This is a genomic window from Arthrobacter sp. UNC362MFTsu5.1 (genome assembly GCF_000685965.1).
Classification (GTDB): Bacteria; Actinomycetota; Actinomycetes; order Actinomycetales; family Micrococcaceae; genus Arthrobacter.
The window spans coordinates 120,575-142,324 of sequence record NZ_JMLE01000010.1 but is presented as its reverse complement, the minus strand read 5'-3'; the positions used below and the strand labels follow the sequence as shown (position 1 = coordinate 142,324).

The 21,750-nt window shown below is 66.4% G+C and carries 16 protein-coding genes and 1 tRNA gene; 9 read left to right on the top strand and 8 right to left on the bottom strand.

Annotated elements, in window-relative coordinates; translation table 11 throughout:
• The 5 genes from BS38_RS0111765 to BS38_RS0111745 all read left to right on the top strand — a co-directional run bounded on the left by BS38_RS0111765 (window position 1) and on the right by BS38_RS0111745 (window position 8,271).
• Window positions 1-972 carry a carbohydrate ABC transporter permease gene (locus BS38_RS0111765; protein WP_231511222.1) on the top strand — a complete coding sequence of 324 codons (972 nt, stop codon included), beginning with the start codon at window positions 1-3 and terminating at the stop codon, window positions 970-972.
• A gap of 3 nt (window positions 973-975) precedes the next feature.
• On the top strand, window positions 976-2,067 hold the full coding sequence (locus BS38_RS0111760) for a glycoside hydrolase family 130 protein (RefSeq protein ID WP_028270985.1): 1,092 nt from the start codon (window positions 976-978) through the stop codon (window positions 2,065-2,067).
• A gap of 63 nt (window positions 2,068-2,130) precedes the next feature.
• Window positions 2,131-4,239 (top strand): hypothetical protein, encoded by a 2,109-nt coding sequence (locus tag BS38_RS0111755; RefSeq protein ID WP_028270984.1) that lies wholly within the window; start codon window positions 2,131-2,133, stop codon window positions 4,237-4,239.
• 120 nt (window positions 4,240-4,359) lie between these two features.
• Window positions 4,360-5,463, top strand: a complete 1,104-nt coding sequence (locus tag BS38_RS0111750) for a PP2C family protein-serine/threonine phosphatase (protein WP_028270983.1) — start codon at window positions 4,360-4,362, stop codon at window positions 5,461-5,463.
• Window positions 5,464-5,643: 180 nt separating this feature from the next.
• Window positions 5,644-8,271: a trehalase-like domain-containing protein gene (locus BS38_RS0111745; protein ID WP_028270982.1), complete on the top strand. Its 2,628-nt coding sequence runs from the start codon at window positions 5,644-5,646 to the stop codon at window positions 8,269-8,271.
• Here BS38_RS0111745 and BS38_RS0111740 read toward each other — a convergent pair.
• The 3 genes from BS38_RS0111740 to BS38_RS0111730 form a co-directional block, all read right to left on the bottom strand.
• Window positions 8,268-9,191: an AEC family transporter gene (locus BS38_RS0111740; protein WP_028270981.1), complete on the bottom strand. Its 924-nt coding sequence runs from the start codon at window positions 9,189-9,191 to the stop codon at window positions 8,268-8,270. The two genes, BS38_RS0111745 and BS38_RS0111740, sit on opposite strands and share 4 nt — an antisense overlap.
• 205 nt (window positions 9,192-9,396) lie before the next feature.
• Window positions 9,397-9,825, bottom strand: a complete 429-nt coding sequence (gene panD / locus BS38_RS0111735; RefSeq protein ID WP_028270980.1) for an aspartate 1-decarboxylase — start codon at window positions 9,823-9,825, stop codon at window positions 9,397-9,399.
• A gap of 90 nt (window positions 9,826-9,915) precedes the next feature.
• Window positions 9,916-10,851: a LysR substrate-binding domain-containing protein gene (locus BS38_RS0111730; RefSeq protein ID WP_028270979.1), complete on the bottom strand. Its 936-nt coding sequence runs from the start codon at window positions 10,849-10,851 to the stop codon at window positions 9,916-9,918.
• Window positions 10,852-10,992: 141 nt separating this feature from the next.
• Here BS38_RS0111730 and BS38_RS0111725 point away from each other — a divergent pair, with 141 nt between their 5' ends.
• The gene (locus tag BS38_RS0111725; protein ID WP_028270978.1) at window positions 10,993-12,456 is read left to right on the top strand and encodes an amino acid permease; all 1,464 of its coding nucleotides are present in this window, start codon (window positions 10,993-10,995) and stop codon (window positions 12,454-12,456) included.
• A gap of 344 nt (window positions 12,457-12,800) precedes the next feature.
• Window positions 12,801-16,352, top strand: coding sequence for a bifunctional proline dehydrogenase/L-glutamate gamma-semialdehyde dehydrogenase (locus BS38_RS0111720; protein WP_028270977.1), 3,552 nt, complete (start codon window positions 12,801-12,803; stop codon window positions 16,350-16,352).
• Window positions 16,353-16,505: 153 nt separating this feature from the next.
• On the opposite strand, the gene BS38_RS0111715 is transcribed toward BS38_RS0111720, so the two are convergent.
• On the bottom strand, window positions 16,506-16,814 hold the full coding sequence (locus BS38_RS0111715) for a hypothetical protein (protein ID WP_231511221.1): 309 nt from the start codon (window positions 16,812-16,814) through the stop codon (window positions 16,506-16,508).
• A 307-nt stretch (window positions 16,815-17,121) separates the two neighbouring features.
• Window positions 17,122-17,976, bottom strand: a complete 855-nt coding sequence (locus BS38_RS0111710) for a LysR substrate-binding domain-containing protein (RefSeq protein ID WP_028270975.1) — start codon at window positions 17,974-17,976, stop codon at window positions 17,122-17,124.
• 135 nt (window positions 17,977-18,111) lie between these two features.
• On the opposite strand from BS38_RS0111710, the gene BS38_RS0111705 reads away from it, so the two are divergent.
• On the top strand, window positions 18,112-19,608 hold the full coding sequence (locus BS38_RS0111705) for an MFS transporter (RefSeq protein ID WP_028270974.1): 1,497 nt from the start codon (window positions 18,112-18,114) through the stop codon (window positions 19,606-19,608).
• On the opposite strand, the gene BS38_RS0111700 is transcribed toward BS38_RS0111705, so the two are convergent.
• From BS38_RS0111700 to BS38_RS0111690, 3 genes are all read right to left on the bottom strand, one after another.
• Window positions 19,541-20,689, bottom strand: a complete 1,149-nt coding sequence (locus tag BS38_RS0111700) for a N(5)-(carboxyethyl)ornithine synthase (protein ID WP_043438458.1) — start codon at window positions 20,687-20,689, stop codon at window positions 19,541-19,543. The genes BS38_RS0111705 and BS38_RS0111700 overlap by 68 nt on opposite strands.
• Before the next feature lie 8 nt (window positions 20,690-20,697).
• Complete coding sequence (locus BS38_RS27395; protein ID WP_197024936.1) at window positions 20,698-20,847, bottom strand: hypothetical protein; 150 nt, start codon at window positions 20,845-20,847, stop codon at window positions 20,698-20,700.
• Window positions 20,848-20,952: 105 nt separating this feature from the next.
• Window positions 20,953-21,026, bottom strand: a tRNA-Gly gene (locus tag BS38_RS0111690).
• Window positions 21,027-21,293: 267 nt separating this feature from the next.
• On the opposite strand from BS38_RS0111690, the gene BS38_RS0111685 reads away from it, so the two are divergent.
• A complete protein-coding gene (locus BS38_RS0111685; protein ID WP_028270972.1) occupies window positions 21,294-21,740 on the top strand; it encodes an SRPBCC family protein in 447 nt (148 codons plus the stop codon).
• The last annotated feature ends 10 nt before the right edge of the window (window positions 21,741-21,750 follow it).

Below are 21,750 nucleotides of genomic sequence, written 5' to 3'. Positions count from 1 at the left end.
ATGTCGGTCATCGACGCGGCAACCGCCGCCAACAACGACAACGAAAAGAACGACGACGCCGGGCAGCCGGGTGCCTTTCCTTCCGGCCGCGGAGGTTCCACCCGCGGAGGCTCCACGCGTGGAGGTTCCACTGTGGAAAAGCGCAGGAACCTTGGCGTCGGCAGTTTCATACTGCTCGCCGTGGGCGCCTTCGTGTTCCTCTTCCCCTTCTACTACATGTTCATCGGCTCGCTGCAGACGTCCCCGGACACTTCGGTGGCGGGTGCGTTCCCCAATCCGGCCAACCTCACCGGTGAGAACTATGCGAACATCAACGGTTCCATCAATCTGCTGAAGGGCCTGGTCAACTCCGGGATCTTCACTGGGGGCGTCATCCTGTTCACCGTGGTCTTCGGCCTCCTGGTGGGCTACGCCCTGGCGCAGATGCACTTCCGCGGCAAGGGCTTCGTGTTCGGCATGATGCTGCTGGTGCAGATGATTCCGTTCCAGCTGCTGCTCATCCCGCTGTACGTGATGATCGTCCGGGACTACGGCCTGGCGGACAGCTACATCGGCATGATCCTGCCGTTCGCCATCAACTCCACCGCGGTGTTCGTATTCCGCCAGTACTTCATGCAGCTTCCGTCCACGCTGTTTGAGGCCGCCAGGATCGACGGCGCCTCCGAACTGCGGATCCTGTGGCAGATTGCCATCCCGCTGGTCCGGCCGGCGATTGTCACAGCGGTCCTGCTGACGTTCATCGGGCCGTGGAACGAGTTCCTGTGGCCGTTCCTGGTCACCAAGGACGCGGCCATCCAGCCGCTCGCGGTGTCCCTCGCCAACTACATTTCCAACGTTGCCGCCACGGCCTCCAACCCGTTCGGGGCAATCCTCGCCGGCGCCTGCGTCCTCGCGGCACCAGCCATCGCGCTGTTCATTTTCTTCCAGCGCCAATTCATCTCCACCAATATCGGATCAAGCGTAAAGGGCTAATCAATGACTTCCCCCCACACTTCTGCACTCCCCACCGTTCCCTTCACCCTCACCCGCGCCGGGGTCATCATGTCCCCCGAAGAGGGCAACGACTTCGAGGCGGAAGGCGTCCTCAACCCCGCCAGCGGCCGCGGTCCGGACGGCGAGCTCTACCTGCTTCCGCGCCTGGTGGCCAAGGGCAATGTGTCCCGCGTGGGCCTGGCCAAGGTTGTCATCGAAGACGGCGTTCCCACCGGAGTGGAACGCCAGGGCGTGGTACTCGCCCCCGACGAGGGCTGGGAACGCGGCATGAACAACGCCGGCACCGAGGACCCCCGCACCACCTGGGTCCCGAGCCTCGGCAAGCACCTGATGACCTACGTCGCCTACGGACCGCTGGGTCCGCGCCTGGCGTTCGCGCACTCGGAAGACCTTCGCAGCTGGGAACGCCTGGGCCCGTGCTTCTTCGAATACAAGGCCGAGCTCTCCATGGACCTGAACCTCTTCCCGAACAAGGACGCCGTGTTCTTCCCGGAGCCGGTGAACGACCCCGACGGCGTTCCCTCCTACGCCATGCTGCACCGCCCCATGTGGGACCTTGGCTGGATCCGCGAAGGCGAAGGCGAGCACCTGCCCGCCGGCGTCACGGACAACCGCCCCGGCATCTGGATCTCCTACGTTGCCGTGGAGGATGTGGAAAAGGACATCCGCAACCTGGTCCACATGGGCAAGCACACCCTCGTGGCCCTCAGCGAGTTCCCGTTCGAGGAACTCAAGATCGGCGGCGGACCGGCGCCGATCCGCGTCGACGAAGGATGGCTGCTGATCCACCACGGTGTGGCCGGCGCGCTGGAGAAGTCCGCCTTCGACCACCAGCAGAAGGTCAACTACACCGCGGCCGCCATGATCCTGGACGCCAATGACCCCTCCAAGGTCATTGCCCGGAGCGACAAGCCGCTGCTGGCCCCGGAAACCGAAGACGAGATCTCCGGCATCGTGCCTAACGTGGTGTTCCCCACCGCCATCGAGGAAGTGGACGGCCAGCTGTTCGTGTTCTACGGCATGGCTGACTCGAAGATCGGCGTGGCCAGGCTGGACCGCGTTCCGGCCACCTAGGACCAGGCCAGCCCGCGCCCAGTCCCCACAGTGCCCGCCTGACCACCCCCACCAGGAGTACCGATGACGAACAACGATGTCCGCTCGAAAGCACGAACCAAACCGCTGGCCATCGCTGTGGCCGCGTCGATGCTCCTGGTGGGGGCCGGTGCCGCTTCGGCGGCACCGGCCGGCCGCACTGGCGCCGGAGCGGCGCCGTCGCTGACCGCGCCCGTCCCCGCAGCCCCCGTTGAATCAGGACCGCTGACCAACACGGCGCACCTGGACTTCCTGATGGAGACCGTCCCGCTCGCGCCGGTGGCAGGCCACACCACCTACAAACTCGACGAGATGCCCTCGGCCCAGGCGCCGTGGACCTACGCAGACAAGAAAGCGGACGGGAGCTACGGCCGCGTCGGCGGGGGAGACCTCGACCCCGCCACCGGGCACTGGACCCAGGGCGCCTACAACGCCGATGACATCGCACGCACGGCCGTGGTCTACCTGCGGCACTGGCAGCAGACCGGCGATGCCGCCAGCAAGGAACGGGCCTTCCAGACGCTGCGCTCGCTGACGTTCCTGCAGACCACGGACGGCCCGAATGCCGGCAACGTGGTGCTGTGGCAGCAGGAAGACGGAAGCCTCACGCCCAGCGCCAAGCCGGTGGAACTGCCGGACCCGTCCGACTCGGCAGAGTCGTACTGGCTTGCGCGCACTGTCTGGGCGCTCGGCGAAGGATATTCGGCGTTCCAGGACGAGGACCCTGAATTCGCGGGATTCCTCCGGGACCGCCTGCACCTGGCCCTGGGCTCGCTCAACCGGCAGTCCCTTGCCAAGTACGGCACCTATGACACCGCCGACGGCGTGAAGGTGCCGGCCTGGCTGATCGCCGGCGGCGCCGATGCCTCGGCAGAAGCCGTGCTGGGACTCTCTTCCTACGTGACCTCCGTCCCCGGCGATGAGCTGGCAGCGACTGCACTGGACCGGCTCAGCGAGGGCGTTGCCGCCATGTCCGCGGGGTCCGCCGGGCAATGGCCCTTCGGCGCCATCATGCCGTGGAACAAATCCCGGACACTTTGGCACGCCTGGGGCGGCATGGCCCCGGCCGCCGTCGCCACCGCCTCCGAGGTGCTGGACCGTCCCGGACTGCTCGAAGCGGCAGTCAAGGACACCGCCCAGTTCACGCCGCAGCTCCTCGCCGCAGGCGGACCGGACAATGCCTGGAGCCCAACCCCCGGCGAAGCGCAGATCGCGTATGGTGTGGACTCCCGGGTCCAAAGCCTTGTGGCCACCGCCAAGGCGGCCGATGCGCCGGGCCTACTGGAACTTGCTGCGGTCACCGCCGGATGGTTCTTCGGAGCCAATCCCAGCGGATCCCCGGCGTACAACCCCGCTACGGGAACAGCGATCGACGGCATCGAACCCGACGGCCGGGTCAACCCGAACTCCGGCGCGGAATCCACCATCCACGCACTGCTCACCATGCTGGCCCTCGACGCCGATCCTGCCCTGAAAACCGCGGCACTCGGCATCAACCGGACGGTGTCCACGCACGGGCTCAGCGTGGTGGAAGCCGAATCCGGAACCATCTCCGGCAGCGGAGCGGTGGTCCGGCCCGCCTCGGCCTGGACCGGCGAAGCGAACCTCTCCGGCGGAGCATACGTGGACCTGAAAGCCGGCGCCTCCCTGGACATACCGCTCCCGGCCGCGGACCAGGCCCACAACATCTACCCCATCGTGAACCGCGGGACGGCCCCGTCCGGCACCACCGCGTGGACGTCCGCCAAGGGACCGCTGGGAACCACGGAAAACGGCGGGGCGGGGGCGCAGGGCATCACCGATGCCCCCGGTATCCTCTTCCCCTACTCCCTCAAGCGTGCACTGACCGCCGGGCTGACCGCCGTCGTCGGCACCACGGACGGAAACGTTGCCCTGGACGCCCTGCTGGTCCAGCCGGAAATCTCCACGGTGTCAGTGTCCGGAACCGGCGGCAACTCGACGCTCTACATCAGCGCAGCACGGTCCACCACAGTGAAGGACGTTGAGGTGCCCGAGGGCTTCTCCATGGTCCAGCGACAGTACGATTCCGCCGGGCAGCCGGTCGCAGGGGCAAAGGGCAATGCCGGCACCTCGTCCGGCCGCGTGACCGTGGCGCCCGGCGGCTTCACCATGGTGACGTTCCGCGCCCGCTGAGTGCCAGAAGCTGCAGGGTCCGGCACCTGCGGGCGCCGGACCCTGCACCCACCGGTGTTACAGAAAGGCCCGGCTGGTACCGATGTGACAACAGCGGCCCGCACGTCGTCTAATTGGTGCATGACTGATGAGCCGGACGTACGCCGTGCCCTGGTCATTGAGGACGATGACGATATCCGCGGCCTGCTGGTCCACATCCTGACCAAGCAGGGTTTCCTGGTGTCCGCCGTTTCATCCGGACGTGCCGGCGTCGAGCTGATGCAGCGCGACGGCGCCGAACTGGTGACGCTGGACCTGAACCTGCCGGATATCGACGGCGTTGAGGTCTGCCGCCAGCTGCGCCGGTTCTCCGACGCCTACATCCTGATGATCACCGCCCGCGGCGAGGAACTGGACCGCCTCACCGGGCTCGACACCGGCGCGGACGACTACCTCACCAAACCCTTCAGCCCCCGCGAACTCGGCTCGCGGATCACCGCCCTGTTCCGCAGGCCGCGCGCCAGTGCCGTCCACGAAGCGGCCGTGCAGGACGAACTGCGCCGCGCCGTCGAAGTCCAGCGCAGCCTGCTCCCGGCAGAGGGCCTGTCCCTCGACGGATTCGACATCGCCGGTTCGTTCCGGCCTTCCCGCAACGTCGGCGGCGACTTCTTCGACTGGTACCCGAACGACGGCGGGCTGCAGCTGACCCTCGCCGACGCCATGGGCAAGGGCATGGGTGCGGCGCTGATCGCCGCCACCGTCCGCGCCGTCATGCGTTCGGTGGCCCACCGGAGGCCGCTGAGTGAAGCCTTCAGCTCGGCCGGCCGGATCCTGGAAGCAGACCTCGAACAGTCCGCCTCCTTCGTCACCCTCTTCCACGCCCGGCTCGACGCCGCCACCGGAATCCTTCAATACCTGGACGCCGGCCACGGCCTGGCCCTGCACATCAAGGCGGACGGCAGCAGCTCCCGGCTGCTCACCGGCGGACCTCCCGTGGGAGCCTGGCCGGACCAGGAATGGGACGCGCACCAGGTTTCGCTGGAGCCCGGCGATTGCCTGGCCGTAGTCAGCGACGGCCTGCTGGATGTCTATCCCGACGTCGACGTGCTGACTGCCGTGGTGTCCGGCACCGTCTCCGGCAGTGCCAGTGCCCAGGCCGCCTGCGACGCCGTCCTTGACCTGGCCTCGGGCCGCGAGGTGTCCGACGACGCCACAGTGGTTGTGCTGAAGCGGGCGCGGGCGTAGGCTCCGCCGCTTCCCGCGGATCCGAGCCCGCCCGGCCGCCGCAAACCGGGGCACGCGCACACGTTACATTCCCGCAATGACAGGGATATTCTGGTGTAACGACGGCATCGGAAACTGGGGGTATGTCCCTCGCCGGACTTTTCTCACGCATTATTGGGGATTATCCGAAGGACGTCGCCTGTGCCTACTCCGCTCAACCAGTCCGTGGCCGATTCTGCCCTCCTGACCCGTTCCCTGCCGCTGGGCCTGCTCCGGGCTTTCGTGCAGTCGGACGCCGCAGACGACGGCCTCACGCCGCACCTGCTCGCCGAACTGAAGATCCTGGCCCGCACTCCCGGGCTGCTGGTGGCCTGCAACTACGGCGGAACGCTCTGCGACGCGGAGGGGATCTCCACCGAAACCCTGCCGCTGGGCAGTGCAGCGATTGCGCTGCGTGCGCTCGCGGCCTTGCCCAACACCCACGCGGCCGTCATTTCCGGCCGGTCGCTGCGGGACCTGGCAGCCGTTTCCAGGCTCCCGGCGGAGGTGCACCTGGTGGGCTCCCACGGCGCGGAATTCGACATGGGCTTCGCGCACGGCCTGTCGCTGGCCACCGAATCCGTCCTGCAGCAGGCAAGCCAGGCCCTGGTGGAAACCATCGGCGCCTACAAGGGGATCAGCATCGAACGGAAGCCCGTGGCGGTGTCCGTGCACACCCGGCCGGCCTCGGCCGCGATCGTGGCGAAGGTGCTGGAGAAGGCCGAGGCAGTTGCCCGCGCCCACGGCCTGTTCTACATCGTGGACGGCTCCGTGCTGGACCTCTCCGTGGTGGAACCGTCCAAGGCCGACGCGCTGGAACACCTCCGCGCCCGCCTGGGCGTGAGCGCCGCGCTCTACGCCGGCGACGCCTCCAGCGACGAGCTGGCCATGGCCACCCTCCGCGGCCCCGACATGGGCATCAAGGTGGGGGAGGGCCCCACTGCAGCCGCCCACCGCCTCCGGGATCCCGAATCCTTCGCCCGGGTCCTGGCCATCCTCTTCGAACTGCGGCGCGCGTGGCTCTTCGGCGAGGACGCCGTGGGCCTGGAACGCCACTCCATGATCGGGAACGGCTCCTCCACGGCCCTGATCACGCCGGAAGCCAAGGTCTGCTGGATGAGCCACCCGCTGCCGGACTCCGGGTCCCTGTTCGCGCACATCCTGGGCGGAGACGCCGCCGGCCATTTTTCCGTGGAACCGGTCAAAACGTCCCAGGTGCTCGGCCAGCGCTACGTTGACAGCACCATGATCGTGGAAACCCGCTGGGCAGACGTCACCGTCACCGACTACCTTGAACCGGCCCCGGACGGGATCACCAGCCTGGTCCGGGTGCTCTCCGGGAGCGGCGCCGCACGGATCGTCTTCGCGCCCAGGCCGGACTACGCCAACGCGCCGTTCAGCATGGAGGCCCGGGGCGATCAGCTGCACGTCGTGGGCACGTCCGATCCCATCATCCTGCTGGCTCCCGGCGTCAGCTTTTCCATCACTTCGGACGGCCGCCATGCAACGGCCACCGCTGATGTGAACCTGCGGAACGGGCCCGTGGTGCTCAACCTGCGCTGCGGTGACACCGAGCCCAGCCACGCGGGGGTGGGCGGCGAAACGGAACGCCGTGCCGCCGTCGCCCATCACTCCCGGCGGTGGGTCCAGGACCTGGAGCTGCCGGGCGTCAAGCCGTCGCTGGTGCGCCGTTCGGCGCTGGTGCTCCGGGCCCTGGTGCATGAACCCACCGGCGCCGTGCTGGCCGCCCCCACCACCTCGCTGCCGGAAGGCATCGGCGGCACCCGGAACTGGGATTACCGCTACTGCTGGCTGCGGGACGGCTCCATGACCGTGAACGCGCTGGTGGACCTCGGCTCCACCACCGAAGCGTACGGCTTCCTGCGCTGGCTGGGCCGGATCCTGGAGAACGCGCCCGGGCCGGAATGGCTCCACCCGCTGTACTCCGTCACGGGTGCGCCGCTGTCCACAGAGGCCATCATCGAAAGCCTGCCAGGCTATGCCGGATCACGCCCTGTCAGGATCGGCAACGCAGCGGACCATCAGGTGCAGCTGGACGTCTTCGGGCCCATCGCGGAACTCATCAGCGCGGTGAGCGACCGCGAGGGGGCCCTGGAGGATTCGCACTGGGAGCTCATGGTCCAGATGGCCTCCGCCGTCATGGCACGCTGGCATGAAGCAGACCACGGGATCTGGGAGGCACGCCGTGCACCCCGGCACCACGTGTACACCAAGGTGATGTGCTGGGTGACCCTGGACCGGGCACTCCGCACCGCTGCCCGGCACGGCAGGACGCCGGAACCCGGGTGGGCGCCAACCGCCGCCACCATCCGCGAGGAAGTCCTCCGTGAAGGCTGGGATGAGGGGGCGGCGTCCTACACCGTGGCCTACGACAGCCCGGACCTGGATGCGGCCGTGCTGCACATCGGCCTCTCCGGCCTGCTGGATGTGAACGACCAGCGGTTCCTGGACACCGTCACCGCAGTTGAACGCGAGCTTCGCGTGGGGCCCACCGTTTTCCGGTACAGGTACGACGACGGCCTGCCGGGTTTGGAGGGCGGCTTCCACATCTGCACCACGTGGCTGATCGAGGCGTACGTGGCGGTGGGCCGGATCGAGGAGGCCTGGGACCTGTTCGACCAGCTGGTGAACCTGTTCGGTCCCACCGGCCTGCTGCCCGAAGAATACGATCCCGGCACGGAGACCCATCTGGGCAACCATCCGCAGGCGTACTCGCACCTGGGCTTCATCCGCTGCGCCCGGATCCTGGACCAGCACCAGAAGAGCTAGGTCAGGAGCAGGGCCACGCCGATCATCGCCGGGACGGCGACCACCGTGGTGATCAGCACGGTGTCCTTGGCCACGGTGATGCCCGTACGGTACCGGCTGGCCGCGACGAACACGTTCTGGGCGGTGGGGAGTGCCGAGGTCACCACCACGGCGAACAGGGCCTGCCCTTCCATCCCGAGCATGCGGGCGAAGGCATAGGCGATGGCCGGGTGGACCACGAGTTTGAATACGCTGGCGAGGAGTGTGTCGGCGCGGCGGCCGGCTGCTGCCTGCAGGGGCCGGGATCCGTTCAGGCTCATGCCGAAGGCGATCAGCATGGCCGGGATGGCTGCCCCGCCGATCAGGTGGATGGGCTGCATCACCAGCTCCGGCACCTGCCAGCCCGTTCCCGCCACCACCAGGCCCAGCGCGGAACCCACGATCATCGGGTTCTTGAGGATCATGAGTGCGAAGCCGGCGGGCGTGGTCCGGTGCGAGCTCGTGGTGGCATCCAGGGCCATCAGGAAGAGCGGCGTGAAGAAGGCCAGCTGGAAGATCAGCAGCGGCGCCACGTAGCTGGCGTCACCGAGGACGTATACCGCGATGGGAATACCCAGGTTGGCCGAGTTCGCCAGTGACGCGCTCATGGACGACATCAGCGATTCCGGGACCGTCCGTTTCAGCAGGAACCGGACGATCACAAAGAAGATTGCCGCCGTAACCATCGCGCCGACGGCCGTGACCAGCAGGGGAGCGGCAAAGACATCGTGGAGCTTGGCCTTGCTGAGGGTCTCGAACAGGAGCGCCGGGCTGGCCACAAAAAACGTCAGCGCGCTGAGGACGGAACGGGCGTTCTCCCCGAGTATCTTCCGGCGGCCCACGAACATGCCCACCAGGATGATGGCCCAGACCACGAAGAACCCCGCGAGAACCCCTAGCACCCGGAGGCCCCAAACGGTGTCCGTGGCCGTGCCCGTAGCCGTGTCCGTGACCGTGGCCGCGTCCGTGGCAGGACGGACGGGCGGGGGTTGGAGTTCACCTCCCCAGCCTAATCAGATTTATTCAGGCTGGAGCCGCGGTGTGGGCAGGATCTCGGTATCCGGACGGGGGTGGTCCGGGCCGAAATTCAGTTCAGGGCCGAGTTGTTTAGTTCAAGGCGGAGTTGTTCAGTGCGTACGGCGGCCGCATCAGGCCGCGCGTGTGCCCTTCGGCGGGGTCGTTGCCGATCTGGACAATCTTGTTGTCCTTGTCCACGTGGACCACCTTCGGCGTGTACGCCTTGGCTTCCTCGGTGGTCATCTCGGCGTAGGTGATGAGGATGACGATGTCATTTTCGTGCATCAGGTGCGCAGCCGCGCCGTTGATGCCGATAACGCCGGAACCGCGCTCGCCGGCGATGGTGTAGGTCTCCAGCCGGGCACCGTTGGTGACGTCAACGATCGCCACGAGCTCGCCCGGGAGGATGTCCGCGGCCTCCAGCAGGTCCAGGTCAACGGTGACCGACCCCACGTAGTGAAGGTCGGCATGCGTGACAGTGGCCCGGTGGATTTTGGACTTAAACATTGTGCGATTCATAACGTGCCCAGTCTAACGCCCGGCGCACTTCCGCGCTGTGACGTAGGGAACTTCCCGCCGGGGGCTGCGCGGCGACGGGCTTTCCGGGGATCACGCGGATTTGGCCTCCGGCGGGACCGGTCCGGCGGGCGCAATCGAGTCGGCCGTGACGGCAAGTACCTCGCGGGCGGCCAGAATGGCGGGCCGCTTGGCGCTGGACCGCCGCACGGACGTGAAGACGGTCCGGTGCGGGTTCCCCGGCAGCAGCAGTAACTGGGCCGACGTCTCCCGTCCGGTCCAGACAAGGTCGGGCATCAGTCCGACGGCGTTGCCGGATTCGATCAGCCGGATCTGCGCCTGCAGGTCGGCCGTTTCATACCGGACGTCGGGCTCGAAGCCGGCGCTGCGGCAGGCCTGCTCGGCCCAGTGCCGGGAGGCCGCGCCCCGCGGCTCCATCACCCAGGCCAGATCGGCCGTGTCTTCGAGTGAGCGTATCGGCGGCAGGTCTTTCTCCGGTCCGGGGACGGCCAGCCGGATGGCGTCGCCGGTCAGGCGGACACGGTCCAGCTCCGCATAGCGGGGGGCGGCGTGGCCGGGGTATTGCTCGGCGATGACCAGGTCGAAGTCGCGGGCCCAGGTTTCGTGCAGGGCGGTTTCCGGCTCCCGCTGGACCATCTCAATCCTCACTTCGGGATAGCTGGCTGCCATCCGGGTGAGGGTGCCCGGCATCAGCGCGAGGGCGGCGGACTGGAAAACGGCGATCCGCACCGTGCCCGAAACGGTGGTGAGGCTTGCCGCCAGATCGGCCTCGGCCTGCTCCAGCGTTTCGAGCAGGTGGGCCGTGTGCTCCACCAGGACTTCGGCTTGCGGGGTCAGCTGGACCCGGCGGCCGGTTTTGCGCAGCAGCTGCACGCCTGCCTCCTTCTCCAGCAGCGCCAGTTGCTGGGAGACCGACGACGGACTGTACTGGAGTGCCTCCGCCACCTCGGCGAGCGTTCCCCGGATTTTGAGTTCACGGAGCAGCCTCAACCGCCGGACGTCGAGCATGACTGTTCCTTCGCTAAATCTAATGAATATTAATTAGGAGAATTCACTTTATCTAATGCAATGAGGCTTGCATACTAATCAGACTGAGTTATTCCCATCACAGGGCGGATTGATGGGTCCATGTCTATGCAGGAGTCCCTGATGAGCACAAAAGATTTAGCCCAGTCGATCATGCGGCGCAAGCCGATTGACGACATTGAGGAAGAAAACAAACACAGCGGGTTGATGAAAAGCCTGGGCCTGTGGCAGCTCACGGCAATCGGCGTAGGCGGCATTATCGGCGTCGGCATCTTTTCCCTGGCGGGCCTCGTGGCCCACGGCAGCGAAACCGAACCCGGCGTGGGCCCGGCGGTGCTGTTCTCCTTCCTGATTGCTGGCCTCGCGTCTGCGGCCGCCGCACTGTCCTACGCGGAATTTGCCGGCATGATTCCGCGCGCCGGCTCGGCCTACACTTACGGCTACGTGGCCCTCGGTGAAGTGATCGGCTGGTTCATCGGCTGGGACCTGCTCCTTGAATACATTGCGATTGTGGCCGTTGTGGCCATTGGTATTTCGGGTTACTTTGACGCTTTCCTCTCCGGTATCGGCATTCATATGCCCATCTGGATGACATCCACCCCGGATGAGGGCAAGGGCGGCATCGTCAATATCCCGGCCATCGTCGTCTGCCTCATCGTGACCTGGATCCTGTCCCGCGGCACCCGGGCGTTCGGCCGGTTCGAACTGGTGGCGGTGGCCATCAAGGTTGTGCTGATCCTGTTCATCATCGGCCTGGGTATCTTCTACATCGACACCAACAACTACAACCCGTTCATGCCCAGCGGCTTCGGCCCCGTCCTGGCAGGTTCGGCCACCGTGTTCTTCGCCGTGTTCGGCTATGACGCCATGAGTACCGCGGCGGAAGAAGCGACCGACGGCAAGAAGCACATGCCGAAGGCGATCATCCTCTCGCTCATCATCGCCATGCTGCTCTACGTGGCCGCCACCCTGGTTCTTACGGGGATGCAGAACTTCAAGGACATCGACCCGAAGGCCGGGTTCGCCTCGGCATTCACCGGCGTCGGCCTGCCCGTCATTGCCACCATCATTTCCGTCTTCGCGGTGCTGTCCATCCTCACCGTGATGCTGACGTTCCTGCTGGGCGTCACCCGCGTCTGGTTCTCCATGAGCCGCGACGGCCTGCTCCCGGGCTGGTTCGCCAAGACGGACCATCACGGCACCCCGCAGCGCGTCACCTGGATTGCCGGCGTCGCTTCCGCCCTGCTGGCCGGCGTCTTCCCGATCAAGGCCGTCGCCGACCTGACGAACATCGGCATCCTCGCCGCGTTCGTGGTGGTCTGTTTCTCGGTCATTGTTTTCCGCTACAAGAAGCCGGACGCTCCGCGCGCCTTCCGGCTGCCCTTGATGCCGCTGGTTCCCGCGTTCGGCGTGCTGGCCTCGGCCTTCCTGATGTTCCAGCTTCACTGGGAAACCTGGGCCCGCTTCGGCATCTGGCTCGTCATCGGACTCGCGATCTACTTCGGCTACGGCCGCAAGCATTCGCTCATGAATCCGGACAGCCCCAGGCACGAAGAGGCCGTCGAGATGCACCGCCCCCTGGCGTAGCCACCCGACGCTCTCTCACTTCCTGCCGCAAATATCCGGACGCTCTCTCAGGTCCGGGGCCATATCGACGAACCCTCTCTCACCCCGGTGGGAGGGGGTTCGTCGCGTCCGGGCGGAAGTGAGGGAGGGTTGGCCGGAAAGGGCCGGGAAGTGAGGGAGGGTTGGCCGGAAGGGGCCGGGAAGTGAGAGAGGGTTGGGGCTGGTTTCCGAACGTTCGGGCGGGTTTTAAAACCATTGGCTTTTCTAACCTGTATTGCTCAGAAAACGTCGCTTTATCTTAAGTGAACCGAGGCTCATACTGGTGGAAAGACGGTCCTCACCCACGGAAAGAACGAGTGTTAGCCATGACCAATATTTCAACGGAGCCCGGTGTCCTCACCGGAAAGACGGCTGGCGAACCAGCCGTTGCAGGCGGTTCCCACGTCCCCGAAGCGCAGGCCCTGGCCGGGGAAGCGATCGCACTGGTACGCCACTGGTTGACGGAGGCCGCCAAGGTCCCCGTGGACGCCTCCGCTGAACAGCTCGCCGGCGTCCTGAAGGACCCCAACGGGCTCGACTTCACCGTGGGCTTCGTGGACGGCGTGGTCCGCCCCGAAGACCTCCACGTGGCCGCCCGCAACCTGGCAGCCCTGGCCCCGAAGGTTCCCTCCTTCCTGCCCTGGTACATGCGCCGCGCCGTCCAGCTCGGCGGCACCATGGCCCCGGTCCTGCCGCAGGTGGTCATCCCGATCGCCCGCCGCGTGCTCCGCGAAATGGTGGGCCACCTGATCGTGGACGCCACGGACGCGAAGCTGGGTCCGGCCATCGCCAAGATCCGCAAGGACGGCGTCAAGCTCAACGTCAACCTCCTCGGCGAAGCAGTCCTCGGTGAGCACGAGGCCTCACGCCGGCTCGAGGGAACCCACACCCTGCTGGCACGCCCGGACGTCGACTACGTTTCGATCAAGGTCTCCTCCACCGTTGCCCCGCACTCAGCCTGGGCCTTCGACGAAGCGGTCGAGCACGTCGTCGAAAAGCTCACTCCGCTGTTCACCCGCGCCGCCTCGTTCGCCGCCGGAGGGCAGAAGGCCAAGTTCATCAACCTGGACATGGAGGAATACAAGGACCTGGACATGACCATCGCGGTCTTCACCAGGATCCTGGACAAGCCCGAGTTCAAGAACCTCGAGGCCGGCATCGTGCTCCAGGCCTACCTGCCGGACGCCCTCGCCGCCATGATCCGCCTGCAGGACTGGGCTGCTGAACGCCGTGCCAACGGCGGCGCCGCCATCAAGGTCCGCGTGGTCAAGGGCGCCAACCTGCCCATGGAACAGGTCGAATCCTCGCTGCACGACTGGCCGCTCGCCACCTGGAACACCAAGCAGGATTCGGACACCAACTACAAGCGCGTCATCAACTACTCGCTGCACCCGGACCGGATCAGGAACATCCGGATCGGCGTCGCCGGCCACAACCTCTTCGACATTGCCTTCGCCTGGCTGCTGGCCAAGCAGCGCGGCATCGCGGATACCGCAGAGCAGGGCATCGAGTTCGAGATGCTGCTGGGCATGGCGCAGGGCCAGGCGGAAGCCGTCAAGAAGGACGTCGGTTCCCTCCTGCTCTACACCCCCGTGGTGCACCCGGCCGAGTTCGACGTCGCCATCGCGTACCTGATCCGCCGCCTCGAAGAAGGTGCCAGCCAGGACAACTTCATGTCCGCCGTCTTCGAACTCAGCGAAAACGAAGCCCTCTTTGAGCGTGAGAAGCAGCGCTTCCTCGCCTCTCTGGCAGAGCTCGACGACGAAGTCCCCGGCCCCAACCGCCGGCAGAACCGCAGCCTCCCGGCCGATCCGATGCCGCGCGACTCCTTCGAGAACACCCCGGACACGGACCCCTCGCTGCCCGCCAACCGCGACTGGGGCCGCGCCATCCTGGAACGCGTGCCCTACTCCACCCTGGGCAACGCCTCCGTGGAAGCCGCGACCATCACGGATGCTGAAACGCTCAACACCGTGATCGCCACCGCCGTCGAAAAGGGCAAGGCCTGGGGCGCCCTCAGCGGCGCCGAGCGCGCCGAAGTACTGCATCGTGCCGGCGACATTCTGGAGGCCCGCCGCGCGGACCTGCTCGAGGTCATGGCCAGCGAAACGGGCAAGACCATTGACCAGGGTGATCCCGAGGTCAGCGAAGCCGTTGACTTCGCCCACTACTACGCCGAGTCCGCCCGCAAGCTCGACGACGTCGACGGCGCCACGTTCGTGCCCGCGAAGCTCACCGTGGTGACCCCGCCGTGGAACTTCCCGGTGGCTATCCCGGCCGGCTCCACCCTCGCGGCACTCGCCGCCGGCTCCGCCGTCGTGATCAAGCCTGCCAAGCAGGCCCGCCGCAGCGGTGCCGTGATGATCGAAGCGCTCTGGGAGGCCGGCGTTCCCCGCGACGTCCTCACCATGGTGCAGCTGGGCGAGCGTGAGCTCGGCCAGCAGCTGATCTCGCACCCGGCCGTGGACCGGGTGATCCTGACCGGCGGCTACGAAACCGCCGAACTGTTCCGTTCATTCCGCAAGGACCTGCCGCTCCTGGCCGAAACCAGCGGCAAGAACGCCATCATCGTCACGCCCAGCGCGGACCTTGACCTCGCCGCCAAGGACGTTGCGTACTCCGCCTTCGGCCACGCCGGGCAGAAGTGCTCCGCCGCCTCGCTGGTGATCCTGGTAGGCTCCGTTGCCAAATCAGGGCGTTTCCACAACCAGCTGATCGACGCCGTCACCTCCCTCAAGGTGGGCTACCCCGAGGACCCCACCAGCCAGATGGGCCCGATCATCGAGCCCGCCAACGGCAAGCTCCTGAACGCGCTCACCACCCTGGGTGAAGGCGAAAACTGGGCCGTCGAACCGCGCAAGCTCGACGAGACCGGCCGGCTCTGGAGCCCGGGCGTCCGTTACGGCGTGCGCCGCGGATCCTACTTCCACCTCACCGAGTTCTTCGGGCCGGTGCTCGGCGTCATGACTGCCGACACCCTGGAAGACGCCATCGCCATCCAGAACCAGGTGGATTACGGCCTGACCGCCGGGCTGCACTCGCTGAACACCGAGGAAGTGGGGCTCTGGCTGGACACCATCCAGGCGGGCAACCTCTACGTGAACCGCGGCATCACCGGCGCGATCGTGCAGCGCCAGCCGTTCGGCGGCTGGAAGAAGTCCGCCGTCGGCGCCGGCACCAAAGCAGGCGGACCGAACTACCTCGCCGGACTCGGAGACTGGGTCAGCAAGGCCAGCACGGCAGGCGGCTCCGATAGGAGCCCCAAGGCGGCCGTGAACAACCCCGGCGTTCGCCGCCTGGTTGGTGCCGCAAAGGGCGCACTGGACGCTCCCGCCTTTGAATCCCTGGAGCGGGCGCTGGCCTCCGATGCCCTCGCCTGGGCCGACGAGTTCGGCACGGCCAAGGATGTTTCCGGGCTGAGCGCGGAACGGAACATCTTCCGTTACCGTTCCCTGCCGGTGACGGTGCGCCTTTCCGAGGGCGAACCGGTCGCAGACCTGGTCAGGGCAGTAGCCGCCGGCGTCCTGGCCGGTTCGGCACTGACGGTGTCCACCGCCGTCGAACTTCCCGCCCCGCTGCAGGCCGCGCTCGCCGCGCTGCGCATCACGGCCACGGTGGAGGACGACGCCGCCTGGCTGGCCTCCGCTGCGAGGCTCGCCGACGCCGGGAAGCTTTCCGGCGGTCGGATCAGGCTCCTCGGCGGCGATGCCGCTGCTCTGGCCGAAGCCACCGGCGGACGCCCGGACCTGGCCGTCTACTCCCACCCGGTCACCGAGGCAGGCCGCGTGGAGCTGCTGCCGTTCCTGCACGAGCAGGCCGTCAGCATCACCGCGCACCGCTTCGGGACACCCAACCACCTCTCGGACAACCTGATCTAACGGGCTCCGGATGAGCCCCGCCTCGGCGGGGGCCATCCGGACGAGGTTCAGGCAAAGAAATCGCCGCCGTCAGGCACCCTCCGGTGCCTGACGGCGGCGATTCCTATTTGGCGCGACTTTCTGGCGTGCCCGGCTTGACGCCCGGGAATCCGGCTAGCCCAAATACCAGCCGGGCGGCACCCACGAGGCCGGGACCGAGTGTGCCGAAAAATCTTCGCATCCGGTGCAGAAGTAGGTGACCTCTCCCGGCTTCCGGAGGGTGCCGTCATGCCGGAACTTTGCCGGGACAAACGTCTCCAGGTAGATGAACTCATCCGTTCCGCACCGCTCGCAGTAGGGACTGCCTACAAACTCAGTGTCCACCAGGGTGGCAGCGGGGTGCGGTTCGCGCGGAGTGACCAGCTCAGCGTGTGCGCTTGCTTCATGATGCACCGGCGTGTTGCGGTGCGTACCGACGGTCATCGGGCGTAGCGTGTTGAGGGAGTGGACTGGATTTGAGACTTTAAGATGCGGGTGGTTCGTGGTTGGCGTCATCGCGTGCCTATCCCGAACGTTGTCCGTCAGGCGCCCCCAAGGCAGCGGCGGCGGACACGGTTCGTCATCGAATCGTTGTCATCGGCTTCTGCTTAACCTTTAACAGAATTCAAGCATAATTTACGCACGTAATATCTTCAATCACTTACGTGTAATAACTACCCGTGCGGGGACGAATACCTACTCGTTTAACCAATTCCCGGGCACTTACTGGTTAAACCCGGGGCGGGGACCATTAGGCGGATCGCTTAATGGTGCGCCCCACAATCGCCTGGGTGAGGGCCTCGATCACTTCGGAGTTGGCCAGCGGGTTGCGGATAAGGGTGAAATCCACATCCCCCACGGGCGGCAGGTCGAAGCGGCGGGTGATGATCTTGAGGTCTTCCGGAACCAGCGAGGACGGCATCACGGCGACGCCGATCCCCGCCCGGACGGCGGCCAGGACTCCGCTGATCTGCCGGGTGGTGCAGGTGATGCGCCACGTGCGCCCCCGGGATTCGAGGGCGTCAATGGCAAGCTTCCTGCTGAGGCTGGGCGAAGGGTAGGCGATCAAAGGAACCGGATCGCCGGGTTCCAGGGCGGTCTGCTCCAGGCCCACCCACGCGAACGCATCGTGCTGGACCACCGTGCCGTCCTTGGCTCCGGCAACCCACTTCACGAACACCAGGTCCAGTTGACCGGCATTCAGCTTCTTGTACAGCTGGTCGCTCTGGCCCACTGTCAGTTCAAGGTTGATCTGGGGGTAGATCTGGCGGAACTCCCGGAGGATGCGCGGCAGCCCGGTGATCGCCAGATCGTCCGCGGTCCCGAAGCGCAGCCGGCCGCGCATGGCGGACCCGGAAAAGTAGCGTGAAGCTGCATCGTGGGCGGAAAGGATGGTCCGCGCGAAGCCGGCCATGGCATCGCCGTTGTCCGTCAGCCGCACGTCCCGGGTGTCCCGGGCAATCAGGACCCGCTTCGCCGCAGCTTCCAGTTTCCGCACATGCTGGCTGACCGTGGGCTGCGCCAACCCCAGGCGTTCCGCCGCCTTGGTGAAGCTGAGGGTTTCGGCCACCGCCAAAAAGGAACGGAGCTGGGCGGGTTCGAACACGGCACTCCCGGTTGGCTGGCGTCGATATTATTGCGGTTCGCAATGTTAGTTATAGGAACAATACGCTTCCATAATCACTTGCTGCCACCATAGCGTGGACATATCCCGCTCACCCGCACCTTTTGAGGATTCCCTGTGGCACCCCCTCCGCCGTCCACGGCAACCGTCAGCCAGCCCGTCATCGATTCCGCCGCCTCCGCCGATTCCCCGCCCATGCAGCCACAGCAGCTGCAGCCACCGCAGCCGCACACCGCCACCCAGCCGATCGCCGTCGTGAGTGAACGGCTGCCCTGGCGCCACACTTTCATTTCCCTCCGCGTCCCCAACTTCCGCATCTTCGCGATCGGACACTTCGTTGCGGTGATCGCCCTGTGGATGCAGCGGATCGCGCAGGACTGGCTGGTCCTGCAGCTGTCCGGGTCCGTCACCGCCGTCGGCATCACCGTGGCGCTGCAGTTCATGCCGTCGCTGGTCCTGGGCCCGTGGGGCGGGATGATGGCGGACAGGTTCGCGAAACGGAAGATCCTCATCCTCTGCCAGTCCGTCGCCGCGGTGCTTGCTGCTGCCCTGGCCGCACTGGCCCTGAGCCAGCGCATCGAAGTGTGGCATGTCTACGCCATCGCGCTGCTGCTGGGGCTGGTTACGGTCCTGGACCAGCCAGCCCGGCAGGTGTTTGTTAACGAGCTCGTGGGTCCCACGTACCTGCGCAACGCCATCAGCGTGAACTCCACAACGTTCCAGCTGGGCGGCCTGATCGGCCCGGCGCTGGCAGGCCTCCTCCTGACGGCGGTCGGCGCAGGGTGGGCCTTCGCCGCCAACGCCGTGGCCTGCTGTTCCACGGTGGCCATGCTGCTGCTTCTGCGCAAGGACCAGCTCTTCATCAATGCACCCGCTCCCAAGCGCAAGGGAATGCTCCGGGAGGGGCTGCGGTACGCGCTGAGCAAGCCCACCATCTACTGGCCCTGGCTGATGGCCGGGTTCATCGCTGTTTTCGCCATGAGCCTGCCGGTGCTGCTGGCCGCTTTCGCGGACCACGTGTACGACGTCGGCGCCGGAGGCTACGGCCTGCTGAACGCGCTGGTGGCGCTCGGTGCCCTCGCCGGGGCAATCGCCTCCACCCGCCGCCGGCAGCTGCGGCTGCGGTCGGTGGTGCTGGGCGCCGGGATGTACGGGCTGATGCTCTGCCTGGCTGCCCTGGCGCCGTCCATGGTGTGGTTCGGCGCCGCCATGGTGCTGTCCGGCTTCTGGTGCCTGATGTTCCTGACCGCCTCGAACCAGCTGGTGCAGATCAGCTCGAACATGGGGATCCGCGGACGCGTCATGAGCCTGTACATCATGGTGCTGATCGGCGGCCAGGCCATCGGCGGTCCCATGATCGGCTGGATTGCCGAGCACGTGGATCCGCACACCGCCATCCTGGTCTCCGGCGGGGTGCCGGCCCTGGCGGCGGTGACTGTCGCCGTCGTGCTTGCCCGGCGCGGCGAGCTGACCCTCAAAGTTGACCTCAAGGACCGGCGGCGCCTGCTCCGGGTGGTCAGCCGTACGCCCGCCGGCCGGAAAGGCGTCAGCCGCCCAGAGGGGCGTGCGGGTACTCCGCCTGGCGCTGCTGGAACTGCAGCACGTCCTTGTTGAGGACCTCTCCGCCGCGGATTTCAATCGCACGGGCGATCGTCTCATTTCCGGCCCAGGCCTCGGGGCCGGAAATGACGGTCTCCAGGAAGGGGAGCAGCGCTTCGCTGATCTCCCAGCTGGAGGAGTTCCACAGATACGACGGGCTGTGGTCCACCGCGTAGTAGTCAATGTGGTCGCCCACGGTGAGCATGGGCTCGGCGAAGGTGGTGGTCTTCGCCCAGCTGAAGCCCATTCCCTCGTCGCAGGACACGTCCACGATCAGGCTGCCGGGACGGAACGCACCGAGGTCCTCTTCGCGCAGGTACGTCAGCGGAGCATTGGGATCCTGCAGGGTGCAGTTGACCACAATGTCACTCTCGGCCAGGAACGGTGCCAGCGGCACCCTGCCGCGTTCGGTGATGACCTGGCTGAGGAACGGCGCCTTGTCGTCATGGTCGAACTGCGCAATCCGCACCGAATGGATGGGAGAGCCGACGGCGGCCACACCACGGTTGGTCAGCACCTGGACGTCATGGATGCCGTGGGCGTTCAGCGCCGTGACGGCGCCGCGGGCCGTGGCACCGAAACCGATGACGACGGCGGTGAGCCGCCGGCCGTAGTCGCCCGTTGAGCCGGTGAGGGCAAGGGCATGAATGACCGAGCAGTAGCCGGCCAGTTCGTTGTTCTTGTGGAAGACGTGAAGGCCGAAGCCGCCATCACTGGCCCAGTGGTTCATGGCCTCGAAGGCGATCAGGGTGAGCTTCTTGTCGATGGCCAGCTGGGTGACGGCGCGGTCCTGGACACAGTGCGGCCAGCCCCAGAGGATCTGGCCGTCGCGGAGTTCGGCGAGGTCCTCAGGCTGCGGCTTAGGCAGCAGGACCACGTCAGCGTCGGCAATGATCTCGCCGCGGGTGGCAATCCGCCCCACGAGCGAGGCGAGGTGGAGGTCCGAGACGCCGAACCGTTCTCCGTAGCCCTGTTCGAGGATGATCTGCTGCCGCAGTTCCGGTGCGATGCGGTCCAGGTGAAGGGGGTGGAGCGGGAGCCGGCGTTCGTCGGGCTTCCGTGTGCTGGCCAGGACTCCGAGGGTGAGGTGGTTCATGGAACCGGTCACTTCTTTTTGGGGCTCGCTGCCTTGGCGTTGGCTGGCTTGTCGAGGGAGCTGGGCGGCGCTGACGCGGCCCTCTTGTCAGCTCGCTTTTCCTTGATGGATTTGCCGGATTTAGCGGATGCTGCTTGACGCGGGGACTTGTCAGCCATGATTGCTCCTGTAGCGGAACCGAAGGGGTTCCTGACTTCTGACCATACAGGTAGCCGCCTAATGCCCCGGCGGAGGAGGGCCGGCGGAGTGGGCTGTGGAAGGAGTGGAGCGGCTGACGGGAATCGAACCCGCGTATCAAGCTTGGGAAGCTAGCGCTCTACCATTGAGCTACAGCCGCATGGGGGACCAGCCAGATGTCTCGGCCAGGTCCCGGTTGCGTCAACCGGATTTACTTTACCCCAGCCGTGGGCCGTCCCCGAACAGGGACACGTCCGGCGCGGGCGGCACCCTTTCGATAACGCTTCGGTCCTTTCGATAACTCTTCGGTTAAGGCACGGCCGCAGCTGCTCCGGGCGCACTCCAGGCTGAATATCCTGTTGGTGTTAGCTGCAGTATCAGGGGAACGGGCTACGAAAGAAAGCTGTCCGACAATCAAGGGATCCCCGTGGCATTTGCAGAGTACGAGGTCGTCGTGGAACGCGATGCCATGACCGTGTACCGGTTCCTGCAGGACGGGCTCAACCTTCCCTCCTGGCGTGAAGGGGTCCGGAAGGTTGAACTGCGGTCGGGTGCTGTGGGTGCCAAGGGCGCCGTGTACCAGCAGACCCTGACAGGACCTGCGGGCCGCCCCATTGCCGCCGATTTCCAGATCACCCAGCTCCGTCCGGGCGCCGAGATCCAGTTCCAGGTGGTTGCCGGTCCGGCCCGCCCGCACGGCGGCTATTACTTGAGCACCGAGGGAACACGCACCCGGGTCCGGTTTGCACTGGAAGTCCGGCCCAAGGGCCTGGCCGGACTGATGGACTTCATGATTCAACGGACCATGAAGGCAGAGGTCGCCCAGCTGGAGCGGCTCAAGGAAGTCCTGGAAGCCCGGCCGGCGGAGCCCTAACTGAAACGCA

Coding starts and splice junctions, on each gene's coding strand:
- BS38_RS0111730 (WP_028270979.1), bottom strand. CDS start 10,851: ATGCTCGACGTCCGGCGGTTGAGGCTGCTCCGTGAACTCAAAATCCGG.
- BS38_RS0111760 (WP_028270985.1), top strand. CDS start 976: ATGACTTCCCCCCACACTTCTGCACTCCCCACCGTTCCCTTCACCCTC.
- BS38_RS0111765 (WP_231511222.1), top strand. CDS start 1: ATGTCGGTCATCGACGCGGCAACCGCCGCCAACAACGACAACGAAAAG.
- BS38_RS0111750 (WP_028270983.1), top strand. CDS start 4,360: ATGACTGATGAGCCGGACGTACGCCGTGCCCTGGTCATTGAGGACGAT.
- BS38_RS0111720 (WP_028270977.1), top strand. CDS start 12,801: ATGACCAATATTTCAACGGAGCCCGGTGTCCTCACCGGAAAGACGGCT.
- BS38_RS27395 (WP_197024936.1), bottom strand. CDS start 20,847: ATGGCTGACAAGTCCCCGCGTCAAGCAGCATCCGCTAAATCCGGCAAA.
- BS38_RS0111755 (WP_028270984.1), top strand. CDS start 2,131: ATGACGAACAACGATGTCCGCTCGAAAGCACGAACCAAACCGCTGGCC.
- BS38_RS0111715 (WP_231511221.1), bottom strand. CDS start 16,814: ATGACCGTCGGTACGCACCGCAACACGCCGGTGCATCATGAAGCAAGC.
- BS38_RS0111725 (WP_028270978.1), top strand. CDS start 10,993: ATGAGCACAAAAGATTTAGCCCAGTCGATCATGCGGCGCAAGCCGATT.
- BS38_RS0111700 (WP_043438458.1), bottom strand. CDS start 20,689: ATGAACCACCTCACCCTCGGAGTCCTGGCCAGCACACGGAAGCCCGAC.
- panD (WP_028270980.1), bottom strand. CDS start 9,825: ATGAATCGCACAATGTTTAAGTCCAAAATCCACCGGGCCACTGTCACG.